Source organism: Quyinboa ferrireducens (assembly GCF_042436675.1).
In the GTDB taxonomy this organism is placed as follows: Bacteria; Bacteroidota; Bacteroidia; order Bacteroidales; family UBA5342; genus JBHJHP01.
Genome location: NZ_JBHMVA010000005.1, coordinates 164,767 through 179,864, shown reverse-complemented (window position 1 = coordinate 179,864; position 15,098 = coordinate 164,767). Strand labels below are relative to the sequence as shown.

4 protein-coding genes are annotated in these 15,098 nt (G+C 40.2%); 3 read left to right on the top strand and 1 reads right to left on the bottom strand.

Features of this window, described 5'->3' with window-relative positions; genetic code table 11:
- Complete coding sequence (locus ACE01N_RS09965) at positions 1 to 270, top strand: anti-sigma factor family protein (RefSeq protein WP_380587902.1); 270 nt, start codon at positions 1 to 3, stop codon at positions 268 to 270.
- A 51-nt stretch (positions 271 to 321) separates the two neighbouring features.
- Here ACE01N_RS09965 and ACE01N_RS09960 read toward each other — a convergent pair whose 3' ends face one another.
- Entirely contained in the window at positions 322 to 1,404 is a 1,083-nt protein-coding gene (locus ACE01N_RS09960; protein ID WP_380587899.1) for a response regulator, read from the bottom strand.
- Between the two features lie 616 nt (positions 1,405 to 2,020).
- Between ACE01N_RS09960 and ACE01N_RS09955 the strand changes: the two genes are divergently transcribed.
- Together ACE01N_RS09955 and ACE01N_RS09950 are read left to right on the top strand one after the other, a co-directional pair.
- Positions 2,021 to 3,691 carry a T9SS type A sorting domain-containing protein gene (locus ACE01N_RS09955; protein ID WP_380587896.1) on the top strand — a complete coding sequence of 557 codons (1,671 nt, stop codon included), beginning with the start codon at positions 2,021 to 2,023 and terminating at the stop codon, positions 3,689 to 3,691.
- 470 nt (positions 3,692 to 4,161) lie between these two features.
- The gene (locus ACE01N_RS09950; protein WP_380587893.1) at positions 4,162 to 15,096 is read left to right on the top strand and encodes a T9SS type B sorting domain-containing protein; all 10,935 of its coding nucleotides are present in this window, start codon (positions 4,162 to 4,164) and stop codon (positions 15,094 to 15,096) included.
- The last annotated feature ends 2 nt before the right edge of the window (positions 15,097 to 15,098 follow it).

The following is a 15,098-nucleotide window of genomic DNA, read 5'->3' as shown; positions in this document are numbered from 1 at the left end:
ATGTGGGAATGGATGAATAAAATAATGCTGACCTGCCTTGAAGCAACAAAGCTTACGGTTCAAAAGTCATTTCGTAAGTTATCTTTCACGGAAAAGTTGCAGTTGAAAATGCATCATACGGTTTGTCATGCCTGTCGTAAATTCGATTCTCAGAATACGTTTATTGATCATGCGGTCAAAACTTATATTGAATCGACAGAAAACAATAATGGTTTAAAACTTTCCGATCACAGGAAAAAAGTGATCAGTGATGCAATTCATGAATTATAGTGTACGTAAAAAGTATGCAACTGCTGATTATTTGTAGTGTGCTGATGTAAGTTAAATCTCAATCAGGCTGCTCTTAATGGCGTATACCAATACTTCCACAATGTTTTTTGATCCGGTCTTGGTCATCAGACTTGCTCTGTATTTTTCTACGGTTCGATCCGAAATGCAAAGTTTGTCCGCAATAAGTTTGATTGGCAGGCCATCGCAGGAAAGTTTCAGGACTTCCTTTTCACGTTTTGAAAAGATAACATCCGGCTCCGGTTTGTGTTTAATCTCTTTGTCTGTAGTAACATAGCTCAATTTCTGAATCAGGCTATCCGTTACATCGATATTCTCATCCTTCAGTACTTTCGATATTGCCTCAATGTGTTTAGGTGTAAACCCCGTGCTGATATTTGCTTTTAAAGGTGTAATAAGTCCTATAAATTTACCTCCGGTAGGATGTCTGTCTGTTTTTGAAAGTGAGAGTAAAGCTTTTTGCACTGAGCCGTCCCTTAATTGAATATTTATCTCTCCACTATAGGAATCAAGTACATTATTATTACAGTCCTGTAATATATTCTGCAGGTTTTTCAGGCTCCTGTTATCAAATAATAAGTTGATTTTCAAATTTGTAATATCCTTATCTTCGTATCCAAATATCCTTTTAAAGGATTCATTAACCTGTGTGATTGAATTGCAGTCAGTTAAAAAAACTGCATTAGGCATCATGTCAAGTAGCGTTTTTAACTGTGTTCTTCCCACGCTAATCAGTCTGTCGTGTTTTTCCAGTCTTGTCTGTACTGTTTTAACAAGGCTTTTGTTATGGAAGGGCTTGATAATATAGTCATCCACACCAAGTTTCAGTCCAAGGCTGATGTCTTCCGCAGCAGCTCTTCCGCTGATAAAAATAAAAGGAATGTGTTTGGTTAATGAACTTTCAGAAAGAATATTGAATACCTGGTAGCCATCCATCGGAGACATGCAGATATCGCACAATATCAGATCCGGAATTTGTTCGAATGCCTTTTGGATGCCCTCTGCACCATTTTTTGTGTATATGCAATGATACCCGTTACTGTTAAGTATCGTTGTCATTAGCATTCCTATGTCCGCATCATCTTCTATTACCAGAATCTTCTTTTTACTACTCATCAGGATAGAATTTTATTAACAATAATGTTAAGGCACTTTTCACTCGCAGCAAGAATGCTGCGCTAAAAGTACAAATAATTTCATAACATAGCTTAATTAATCTATCGCTCATTGGGAAGAAGAACAAATGTTATTGATGGATGCAAGTTGCAGGTTTCCGATTGTTCTTACAACAACAATACTGTAGGTCAACAGAAAAACAAAATTAAGTCTTTTTAAGAATTAAAACAAAATAGTAACCTGAAAATATCGTTTTCAGGTTGATTGATTTTGATTTGAAGGATGTGTAAGTGTTTATGTTATTGAAAATGAGGGAGAAAGATGGCGTTTTGGTCGTGTAAAAAATAAGTTAATTATTTCAACTGCTTTCCGAATTAAATTTACATTTAGTTTAATTATTATTAGATTCTTTTAAGGTTAGATTATATCCTTGTGTTATATTTATATTAAATCTAAACTGCACTCCACTTTTCCGCTATAGTAAGGTTTTCGAATGTTTTTGCATGCAACCTATTAAACATTCTGTTTATCAAAATTTGATTTATTGTTAATAAATTGTAATTTTGTCCATGAGTTAAGGTAAATTAATGTTAAATATTGGTTTTGGATATAAATAATGGGACGATTATTGAAGAGAAAAATAACATGGAATTTGTTTATTCTTAATCTGGTTTTTGTTGGAAGTTTTGGAAATCTGATGGCGGCATCAGAAGATACCACTGGAGATAATCACTTTGTCACGGTCTGGGATGGTGAAAACGGTTTCGGTCATATGAATATTTATATTGTGACTGCGACGCTGGACAAATTACCGCTTCAGGCAGGAGATGAAATAGCTGTTTTTAGTGGCGATTTGTGCGTAGGTGCGACTACTCTGGCTGCAGCATCAAATAACGATCTGATCAATTTGGTCGCATCACTTGATGACGGAACAGGAAATGGTTTTGTCAATGGTGATTCAATCATTTTCAAAGTTTGGGACATCAGTGATCAGGCGGAAAAGTTTGTAGCCAGGGTCAATTATCGACAGGATGTATCAACCTGGTTGACAGACGGGCACTACGGATTTAATGAGTCATCGTTTGTTGATCTCGTAATTCAATCCGATATTTATCAGAATATCGAACTCTCTTCAGGATGGAACCTGTTTTCGGGATACGTCTTAGATGAAAATCCTGATATGAAATATGTACTGGACAGCCTTATTAGCGAAGGTGATTTGATAAAGGTTCAGGATGAATCAGGTAAAACACTTGAGGATCTCGGGGCTTTAGGAGGCTGGAAAAACAATATCGGTAATATGAAAAGTACCGAGGGATATAAGATTAAGGTATTGAATGACTGTAATCTTGCATTAAGGGGTTTGCCGGTTAATGTTCCTGTGGATATCGATCTGCATGCAGGATGGAATATCATATCATTCCCGGTTAATTATCAGGTGGATGCTAAAAACGTGTTTCAGTCGCTTATCGATAATGGAACACTTGAGAAAGTTAAGGATGAGCGTGGTAATTCCCTGGAAGACTGGGGTATTTACGGTGGCTGGGTCAATAATATTGGCAATTGCAGGCCTGGAGAAGGTTATGAAGTATATGTCAATGCTGATGTAACTCTTACGATCTCAACTCAGTTTAACAAGTCTCAGGAAATTTACAGCTTAAGCGCTGATCCGACATATTTCATGACAGTCTACGAAGGTAATGGTCTGGATCATATGAACATTAATATTCTGGACCTGGATGCGTCGGATCTACAAATAAATGATGAGATTGCAGTGTACGACGGCGAAAATTGTGTTGGAGCAGTAAAGATCACCGAGGATCATATCTCTAAAAATGCAGCTGTTATAAATGCTGCATCAGCATTTGCTGAAGATCCGGGTTTTGAAGAAGGTGACTATATAACCTACAAAATCTATAAGACAGGTGAGAAGGTGGTCAGGAGTGTTAATCCGATATATTTAAAAGGATCTGATAGGTTTGTTAAACTTGAAAGTTCCTTTGTAAAGCTTAATGTAGTCCTTAAAGACAAACCGGAAGATTCTGCCTTTGGAGTAAGCGCCTTCCCGAATCCAACGAGTGGTATCTTTACTGTAAATATTAAAGCTGCCCAAAACGAAAGCTGTATGGTGGATATTTATGATGTTACCGGTAAAATCATCGAGCGCCGCAATCTTAATTATTCTGCGGAATCGTTTGATCTTACAGGAAGACCACAGGGCGTATATCTGGTGAAGACCACTGTTGGTGATTCGGTTACGGTCAATAAGATAAATCTTCAGTATTAAAGAATTTTACAGGTAGTTATTATAGAGATATAACGTAGTATTAAAGCAGGGTACAGATTATACGTGCCCTGCTTTTTTTATGTTCTTTTACTTGGGGAGAATGTTAAATGGCTTGTGTGGAATGAACAAACAAAAGGTTCAGAGTTGTTGTATACAGTGGAACGTTTTAAGAAATGGTTATTAATTCCATTGCTTTAACCTTGGAAAGTGCATGTACTTGGGTGATGTAACCAAATCCCTAAAGTTTTATTGCTGAAAATTTAAATTGGCTTTTCGGTTTAGGTGGATAAATATCCGTATCTTGTCAACAAGTTTTTAACAGGAATTGAGGTCGTTTTGGTAAATCGCTTATGAAAAGGTCTGTTGCAGTAATACTGTTTCTGTTTTGTTTGTTTTGGATAACTATTCAAAATTCTTTTGCTGTATCTATAAGTATAAAGAATAGCTTGATCAGCGGGACAACTGTTCAGATGAAATACAGTATAGATACTATTAACGATGGATGGACTGTATGTGAGGATGGCTCTACCCCGTTTTTATTTCCAGATACAGGTAACTATGAACTTATAGTACGTGATACGATATTGGCAGATACGACCAGATTTTTTATTCCTGCAAAAGCTGAAGCTCCTTTGTATAGTATTAATTATGGTCTTGAGCAAACCAATGAAGTTTTAGCTTCCACAGATGCCTATTCCTGGAATGCAGATTTAAGTGATTCTATAGCAGGAAATGACATCAATCCAGTCAATCTTGATGTGGTTGGTGTTACTAAATCACTTTATCTGTTTACCATGCCAACCGACACAACAGTGATTTCAAAAGCAGATACTCTTCTTGTAAAAGCCAGACCTTTGGCGCCTGTACTTAATATTGATTATATTAATGAATCAACTGCTGACTTGTATGGAGATACGCTAAGGTATGCACATGACAGTCTGTTTTCTGATATTCAGTCAGATAGCTATGGTTATATCACGTTGGTGCCTTCAGATACACTATGGTTGTATTATGTTGCGACTTCTTCTAATTTTCTTTCAGATACTGCACGATTTATTGTACCGGCCCGGCCTGATGCACCAGTTGTGCAGATCGACTTTGGTTCTGAAGCATTCATTAATGTTACGGAAAATTTTGAATGGATATCAACAACTGGTAATAGAATCCTAAGTGAAGGCTTATCTATTGTTGATTCAATTCCTAAATCCTCTGAAAACAATGATACAGCTTTTATTTACCTTCCAGCTGATGGTTCTACTTTCAGATCGGATACACAGAAATTAATTATTCCAAAACGTTATCCGGCTCCGGTGATGACAGAAGATGATGTCAATGATGAGTTTTTATGGACGTATGTTGGTTCATTTACTGATCCAACCAGTTATGAATATTCAACCAATGGAGGAACATCTTTTACCGGGTGTACTACAAATCCTGAAAGTGTTGGAGCCATAGATCTTGCAGCAGGCCAGTTATTGGTAAGGCTGAAATCAGGTGTAGATTATTTTGCCGGTGAAGCCGATGCGTCAACAATTGCATTTACAGCTGTTGGTGCTTTGCCCCTTTCTGGGGTGGATGTACACATTGACAGTGCCAAATTAACGGGAACAACAACAGAGATGGAATACAGCCTGAATTCCACGGATGGTTTGGATGGAAATTGGAATTTATGTGATGATCCTGAAACAAAAGGATTATCTATAGATTCAGCCGGAGGATTTAATGTGTACGTGCGTCAGGCTGCTGATACAACAAACAACCAACTTGTTAGGACTATTCCAGTTGCAGCTACAGCTCCGGATTATACCATTAATTATGTAAATGAAACAACAGCTGAAATTATTCCTGCAACAGCAGAATATGCCTGGCATTCGGACTGGAGCGATAAAACGGATGGTTCCGGAACGGTATTGGATTTATCCTCTGCCGTTGGGAATACTGATACTTTGGTGTTTTTTAGAATTAAAGCGACACAATATACCGTTGCTTCGCAGCAACAGGACCTACTAATCACATCAAGACCTACTATAAATTATACTGTAAATTATAACAGAGAAAAGACAAACGAGATAGTACCGTCAGATGTGAATTATTCAGAAATGTCTGATATGTCAGCTCCTAATCCTGGACCTGATGACTCATTGAGCGTAACTCCGGGTACAGATTATTGGCTTCAAAAGAGTGCAGATGGCAGTAATTTTTCATCTCAGATTTTTCATTTGATTGTCGACGATCGTCCAGCAGCTCCATCATATACAATCAATTACACCGCTGAAACAACAAATGAAATTGTTGCGGATACCGTTGAATGGGATACGCAAAGCAGTATGGCTTCTGCACAGGTTGGCGGGAATATTGCTTTACCGCTTGATCCGTCAACATCGTATTATTTCAGGTATAAAAGCGGCACTACACATTTTAAATCTGATACATCAACTGCATTAACTACGCCGGCCCGTGCAGAAATTAACTATTCTATTGATTTTGGAGTTGAAGAAACCAAAGAAAATATTCCGACGGATGTGTGGCATGCTGATAATGCTGCAATGAATTTGCCTGTTCAGGGAATTAATGTGCCAATTAGTGTGACGCCGGGATCAGATGTATGGTTCCGGCAAGAAAGTGGTGGCGGCTTGTTTGCCTCCGATACTTTTCATTTAGTAGTCGATGTCCGTCCAATAGCGCCGGCATATACTATAAATTATACAGTAGAAACGACAACAGAGGTTGTCCCCGATACTGTTGAATGGTCTATTCAAAATGATATGTCTGGTGCACAGGATGGCGGAAATATTGCTTTGCCACTTAATCCGTCAACATCGTATTATTTCAGGTATAAAAGCGGCACTACACATTTTAAATCTGATACTTCGGCTGCCTTAACAACACCGGCTCGTGCAGTGATAGGTTATAGTATTGATTATGATCTGGAAGAAACCAAAGAAAATATTCCTACAGATGTGTCGTATGACGATAATGCAGCAATGAGTTCTTCCGTTCAGGGAAATAATGCGCCGATTAGTGTGACTCCAGGTAATAATATCTGGTTCCGGAAAGAAAGTGGTGGCGGCTTGTTTGCGTCAGATACCTTTCAGTTAGTTGTCGGTATTCGTCCAACGGCACCAACTTATTCTATAAACTACACTGCTGAAACTACAACAGAGGTTGTCCCTGATTCAGTTGAATGGGATACGCAAAGTAGTATGGCTTCTGCACAGGGTGGCGGAAATATTGCTTTACTGCTTGATCCTTCAACATCTTATTATTTCAGGTATAAAAGCGGAGTAACACATTTTAAATCCGATACTTCGGCTGCCTTAACAACACCGGCTCGTGCAGTGATAGGTTATAGTATTGATTATGATCTGGAAGAAACCAAAGAAAATATTCCAGCTACTGTTTGGTATGATGATAACAAGGAGCTGACAACCCCGGAACACGGTAATGATGCACCTATAAGTGTGACACCGGGAACAGATTTATGGTTCTGGAAAGAAAATGTTGGAAGTCTGTTTGCCTCTGATACAGTTCCGTTTCCAGTACCTGACAGACCAGCAACACCATCTGTTAGTATTGATTATGTGGCAGAAACAGTAGGTGGTGTGGCTGCCAACACACAATGGGATGCATCCGGATCAATGACGGGCTTAGCCAATGATACATCATTAAAGCCATATATACCGGACAATGGTGGTTCTCCGGTAGAGATTAAGGTTGAAATTGATACTACTTCAGGTTCATTCCGCTCTGAGCAACAAACACTAACCCTTAATCCAAGGAGTGCAGCTCCTGTTATTACTTCGTACAACGATGTAAGTGAACCCAATACATTCACGTTTGCACCTGTGAACGGTTTTGCAAATCCATCTGATTATGAATACAAATACAACAGTTCTGCATGGATGCCGTGTACAACATTTTCACCAACAATACAGTCTGATGTAGCAATTCAAATTGGTGATTTAAAAGTACGTTTAAAAGCAAGCAGTTCAGCATTAAGGTTTGCCGGAATGGAGTTTGCATCAACCAAGGCTTATTCAAGTACGGTTGCTACCGATCTGAACAGTGTAGGTATTGATATTTCTTCCGGATTAATTACAAACACCTCCACTGCCATGGAATACAGCTTTAATTCCACGGATGGAACGGATGGTAGCTGGAGCTCTGCTGAGAACGGAAATACAGTTGTTAGCTTTGATGCAGCAGGAGGCTATCCTGTTTATATCAGACAAATTGCATTGCCGGAAAATTACAGGTTGGTTTATTCTGTGGGTGCACAGTTGCCTGCTCCAACGTATGAAGTGGATTATTACACAGAGAGGACAAAAACCGGAATAGCAGCCACCGATGAATACTCCTGGAATGCCGATTTTAGCAGTCCGGTTCAGGGAACCGGAGCAACGGTAGCATTAAATCCAGGTTCACTTGCTGATACATTGTATATCAGGACTTCCGCCACCTCAACTGCCGTTGCGTCTTCAGTTCAAAGTTTGCGAATAAAAGCGCGTCCTGTCGTAAATGATTATACGCTGGATTATGTGAATGAAAAAACCAAACAAACCGTTCCGTTAACAGTTGAATGGGACGATAATGCAGTATTTAGCAGTCCTGCAATTGGCGATGGTAATAATCTGGACTTAAGTCCTAATACAACCTATTATTTCAGGGTAAAGGCCACGGATAACAGCTTTAAATCGTTGGTGGATCAGGTTGCTGTTCCGTCAAGGCCAACCATTAATTTCACCATCGACTACATCAATGAAACAACGAATGAGCCTGTTCCTGCAGGTGTAATTTATGATGACAATATCAGCTTTGGTTCACCCCAAAACGGTACTGGCATTAAAGTGCCGGTTACGCCAGGCACAAATATGTATTTAAAGCAGGTTGCTGTTGCTGACGTTTCATTGGCATCTACACCTTTCACTCTTACTGTCCCTGGCAGGCCTTCCTCTGTGAGCTACAGCATAGATTATGTAAATGAAAGAACGAATACAACTGTTCCGACAACCGTTGAGTGGTCCAACCAAACGGACTTTTCAACTTCAATATCAGGTTCCGGTACGTATGTAAATCTGGATCCTGAGAAAACATATTATTTCAGGAGAAAAGCTACAATTACTACATTTGCGTCTTTAGTAACTAATTTTTCTGTTCCGGTCAGACCAGTATTTACGATTGGCATTAATTACCCTCTGGAACGTACAAATGCTGCAGTTCCATCTACGGTTATTTATGACGATAACAGCGGATTTAGTTCATCTCAACATGGAACCGGTTCGTCCATTGTAGTAACTCCAGGTGTAAATTTATGGTTTATGCAGGAGGCACAGCAGTTCACGTCTTATGCATCTGATCCCTATGAATTGATTGTACCGGCCAGACCGATACCGGCAGCTTACACTATTGATTATTTTAATGAAACCACAAATGAATTGATCCCGTCGACTGTTCAGTGGTCTCTATCTGCTGTAATGACAGATCCCAATACCGGAACCGGAAGCGTTATTTCAATTCTTCCTTCCACGAAATATTATTTCAGGGAAAAAGCGACACCAACAAAATTTCAATCTGAGGTGTCGGCACCATTGGAAGTCCCGGCAAGAGAGGATATCAGTTTTACGGTTAATTATACCAATGAGCATACTTCTGAACTGGTGACAAATGCTTATTCATGGTCATACAACTCAGACATGTCAGGTGCAACATCCGGATCTGGTACCTACCTTGCACTTTCCCCTGGAGTGGATGTTTATTTCAGGAAAAAAGCGCAGGATGGTATCGCGTATAAATCGAATGTTTTTCACCTAAATGTACCGACCAGACCAGCATCGGTTTCGTATGAAACGAATTTTGTGACAGAAAAAACCAAGTCGATTGTGCCGACTACTGTAGAATGGTCTAACCAGTCTAATATGGCCAGTCCTCAGAGTGGAACCGGACAGGAGTTGCCCTTAACGCCAGACACAAATTATTTTTTCCGGGTAAAATCCACAGGGTCAAATTTTGTATCTGAAACATCGCCGGAATTACATGTTCCGTTACGACCTTCATTAAGTGTAACAATTGATTATGTACAGGAGCAGACTAATCAGATCGTATACAGCAACACTATCTGGTCAAAATCATCAGATTTAAGCAATCCTACTACAGGAACCGGTACTGTTGTTTCCATTACACCTGGTCAGGATATGTGGTTTATTAAACCTGCTGTTCCTGACGTGTCCTTAAAATCAAATACGGTATATCTTGATGTGAGTGGAAGACCAGTTTCTCCGACATTCTCTATCGATTTTACAAATGAAACTACTACTGCTCCTGTTCCGACAACTGTAGAGTGGTCTACCCAACCCGATATGACCGGATCAACCACGGGAACAGATGCAAAGATCACTCTTGATCCGTCAACCAGTTACTATTTCAGAACAAAGGCAACCAGCACTACTTTTGCTTCAGCAGTTTCTCCTGCGCTAGCCGTGCCTTCCCGTCCGGATCTGAATTTTACAATTGATTATTTTAATGAACGTACCAACGAAGTTGTGGAAACAGATGTATATTGGGCAGATAATGAAAATATGATAGGTGCTACCCAGGGAACCGGTGCTGTTCTTCCACTTACTCCGGGACAGGATATCTGGTTCAGGAAAAAAGCATCCGTGGACAGATACTCCTCTCAGATTTTTCATCTTATTGTCCCACCACGGCCCGATGTACCCTCGGTTCAGGTTAATTATATAGATGAAACCATTTATAACGTACCTGGCTATTGTCAGTGGGATGTGACAGGACCGTTTACAGATGTGTTTACCAATGCGTCATTAACAGCTTATATTCCCGGTTATGGAAATCCGGTTAAAAATATTGTGTTCAAGGTTAAAGCTACCGCCTCGTCCTTTGTGTCCGGAGCACAGGTCTTAACTATTCCTGCCAGGAAGCAGGCGCCAACAATTGTATTTTATAATGATGCCACCGACCCGAATTCATTTACTTACAGCTTTATCTTTGGATATATACAGTACTCAGATTACGAGTACAATATTAATAATACAAGTTGGGAACCAACAACTAATATCACGCAGGAAGTTCCTTCTGATCTGCAGATTCTTGCAGGTGATTTGTTGCTGAGATTGGCTGCCGATAATGATGAGCCAAGATTTGCAGGTGAATCTTATGCATCGACGGTTACGTTTACCGGGACACCTCCTTTGGATTTGAGCACCGTTGATCTGGATCTTATTGCTTCACAAATTACGGGCACCACAAATCAAATGGAGTATAGTCTTAACTCAACCAATGGAACAAACGGAACCTGGACAACCTGTTCAAATGGCAATACGAGTATAAGCTATGATATTTTGGGAGGGTTTAAAGTATACGTCCGACAGAAAGATCTCACAGGAAATAAACGGTTGATATATAATGTGGCCGTACAGGCAGATGCACCTTCCTACAGTATAGATTATATCAACGAAACGTTGAATGATCCTTTGGATTCCGGGGATGAGATGACCTGGAACAGTAATTTGACTGGTTTTGTAAAAGGTGATGGTGTAACAGAACCTGCGCTGAATATCACTACAAGTGGAACAACGGCATATATCAGAACGGCATTGTCTCAGTATGTTGTTGCATCAAAAGTTCAGTCATTGACTATTCCGGCCAGAGAAGTTCTGTCTTATACTATTAATTTTATCAATGAAACAACGAATCAAACCATTGATTCGGATGTTGAGTGGGCTTTGAATTCAGGGTTTACCAATTACAATGTCGGTGCCGGAACGGTTATTCCGGTTACGCCTTCCCAGAATATATGGTTTAAACGCAGGGCACATATTGATCAGTTTGAGTCGGCTGTATATGAGATGGTTGTGCCGGACAGAAGAACACCTGTTCCTGCATTTACGATAGATTTTGCGAATAAAACAACGGCAGAAAATATTGCAGATACCATTATTTACAGTTCGATGTCTGACATGAGCAGTGCTGTTCAGGGTACAGGCGCAAAAGTGGCTGTTACTCCGGGAACTTCGTTGTTCTTCAGGACCAAAGCATCAGTCAATAAATTTGCCTCTGCTATATTTGAACTGGCAGCTCCATATCCTCCCGCTGCACCTGATCCGGGCATAGATTATGTAAATGAGGCATTGATAAATATTGAAGAAGCCTGTGAGTGGTATATGAACAGTTCTTATGAGCCGATAAGTGAAGGTGAAAATATATCAGCATTTGTTCCTTCGTCTACTGAACCGGCAAACGAGTTGCTGGTCAGGTATAAAGCTACCGATAATTCATTTGCGTCCCCTGACAAAACGGTGACTTTAAATCCAAGAATTCAGGCACCTGCTATTCTGTCCATAGATGATGAAGGTGATTCGTTGACCTGGAGTACAATACCCGGCTATGATGCCCCGGGTTTATATCAATATTCCGTGAATAATGGTAGTAAATGGAATCAATGCGACTCATCTACAATATATGTGGGTGATATAATTATTCCTGTAGGAAGTTTCAAACTCAGACTGAAAGGAAATAATACCGCAGGGAGTGAGCATTTTGCCAGCGATGCGGCTACCAATGATGTTGCATTTACTGCCATTGCATTAATTGGCTTGGATTCGGTTTATGTGAATATTGTAAAAGGATTATTAACCGGAACAAGTACTGAAATGGAATACAGTCTCACCTCTACAGATGGCGAGAACGGAGACTGGTTCACGGCATTGAATGACACCACTTTTGTGGATTATCCTATCGATGGCGGTTATAAAGTGTTTGTACGGCAAAAAAATAAAATCCTGAATTTCAGTGAGGTTTTTGATGTTGAAACACCAAGACCGGCTCCCGATTTTTCCATTGATTTCTATACGGAATATTTGGATCAAGCTGTTGCTGATACCATTCAGATATCCGCTAAATCAGATATGGAAGACGCAATAACAGGTCAGAATAATGCTTACAAAATTATTCCGGGTAAAAAGGATTCTTTTATTTATCTGCGAGTGATGGCCGATTCATTGCGGGTACCTTCGGAGATACAGCAACTGTATATTCCAGCCAGACCTGATGCACCTCAGTTCACCATAAACTTCCCGGATGAAGCAACCAATGAAATTCTTAACGATTCAATAGAATGGGCTGATAACAGTGATATGACGAATGCAAAGGCGGGCGAAGGTACAAGACTGGCTCTCAATCCACAGGATAAGAATGATTCGTTGTATTTCAGATTAGTACCAACAGATACGTCATTTGCATCGGATAAACTTTTGTTGATTCTTCCGGCAAGGCCGGTTACTCCGGATGTTGGAATCAATTATGTCAAAGAAATAATTTACGATGTTCCAACTGGCTGCCAGTGGGATATAAGCGGGAACTTTGAACCCGTGGCAGATAGCCTGAGTTTGGTTGATTATATTCCGGCTTCGAATGAGAATGAAGTTGTTGCTGTTTTTAAAATTCTATCTACCAGTTCAACATTTGCATCACTTCCAAATTCCGTTACCATAAAGCCAAGGTCACAAGCTCCTTCGTTCAGTGCGTATAATGATGTGTTTGATACATTTACTTTTGATCCACTGACCGGAATTGGAGATGCCGGATCGTATGAGTATTCGTTGGATAATGGTGTAACCTGGTCTGTAGCTGAAGATTTTACGGTAGAAGTCGGGAATATTAACCTTGATGCCGGGGTTATTAAATTGCGTGTAAAAGCCGATGATGACAATGAGCGGTTTAATGGTGAAACAGCCAGTTCAACCCAGGCATATACGTATACTGATATTTTGTCTTTTGAAGTTGTCAACGTTGATTTGCTCACTAACACTTTATCCGGAACATCACAGTTGATGCAATATAGCATTTTGCCGAAAGGAAGTAATGATACGATTTGGGTGAACTGTAACGATGCAACCACTGCGTTTGAGTATTCTTCCGATGGAGATTTCGGAATTCTGATGCGGCAGATAGGTAAAGAGTTTAATCAGGATATGATCCTGTATGTTGATCCGCCGGCCTCCGGGCCCACATATCGGATTGATTTTTATAATGAACAGCTTGCTACACCTGTTAGTGGCAGTGATGAATATGCTACCCAGTATGATATGGGAGATGCTGTAGCTGGAGACGATGTTACAGTTCTGCCGCTTGAACCGGATCACACCGATTCAGTACTTTATTTCAGAACGATGGCTACGCAAACCACTTTAGCGTCCCAGATATCTGAACTGGTTATTCCGGCCCGTCCGGATCTGAATATGGGAATTGATTTTGAAAATGAAGTTACATCACGCATCATTCCGGATGTAATGATCTGGTGGACCAAACCGGATCAGTCCGATTCCCTGAAGGGAGAAAATGTTGTTATCCCGGTTGAGCCTGGTGATAAAATCATGTTCCTGCAATATGCAACCGATACGTCATTTGAGTCGTATGTAGATACGTTAATAGCTCCTGCACGTCCGGAAGCTCCTGTGTTTACCATTGATTTTTATAACGAGACTACAATGGAAATTGCATCAGATGCCGTGATCTGGTCTTTGGATGCCGGATTTACTGTGAAAAACAAGGCCGATAACGATGTTATTCCTTTGTCTCCCGGTAAGGATACATGGTTTGCTTACGAAGCTACAGATACCAGTTACAGCAGTCCCAGTTATATGCTGGACGTACCTATTCGTCCGGATAAACCGGATAAGCCGGTTATTGATTACGGGAATGAATTGCTGACAGGTTTGACAACCGAGATGCAGGTCGTTGTTGGAGAAGATGTATATCAGCTTGACCATGACTGGTTCAACCTGACAGATATCATTCAGGATAATTCAATTGTAACGATTGAGGCCCGGATTGAATCAGACGGCGAGACGCATTTTGCTTCAGAATCCCAGTTTGTGGTGATTCCTTCGAGGCCGGAACTTCCATTTGTTAAATTACAACATGTTGTAAGTGATAAGGGTGCAATTTATGTGAACAGCAGGAGAGCTACGGCTTCGGATAACCTTGAATATAAGATTGATATTGGCGACTGGACACCGATAGATGATAATACGACTATTGAAATTGGTGGTGACCGCGAGATACTTGCCCGGCTTGCTGCAACCAGTAGCAGTTTCAGATCCGTACCGTCCGCGAACCTGAATTTTAAACTGGATGCCCAGTTGATTGACCTGATAGTTGTAGATGGTATGCACGACAGTCGGTTAATTATTGGTGGCTTGCAGTATTTCCCCGATAATAAAATCAGAATATTTACCCGCTGGGGTGACATGATATATGAGGTTGATAATTATCAGAATGAATTTGATTTTGCAAATTATCCGGCCGGCACTTACTATTATACGGTAAGTTATACTGACGAGGGTGTGAGGAAAGAGTACAGGAATTATGTGGAAGTTATTAAAAAGTAGCG

Coding starts and splice junctions, on each gene's coding strand:
- ACE01N_RS09965 (WP_380587902.1), top strand. CDS start 1: ATGTGGGAATGGATGAATAAAATAATGCTGACCTGCCTTGAAGCAACA.
- ACE01N_RS09960 (WP_380587899.1), bottom strand. CDS start 1,404: ATGAGTAGTAAAAAGAAGATTCTGGTAATAGAAGATGATGCGGACATA.
- ACE01N_RS09955 (WP_380587896.1), top strand. CDS start 2,021: ATGGGACGATTATTGAAGAGAAAAATAACATGGAATTTGTTTATTCTT.
- ACE01N_RS09950 (WP_380587893.1), top strand. CDS start 4,162: ATGAAATACAGTATAGATACTATTAACGATGGATGGACTGTATGTGAG.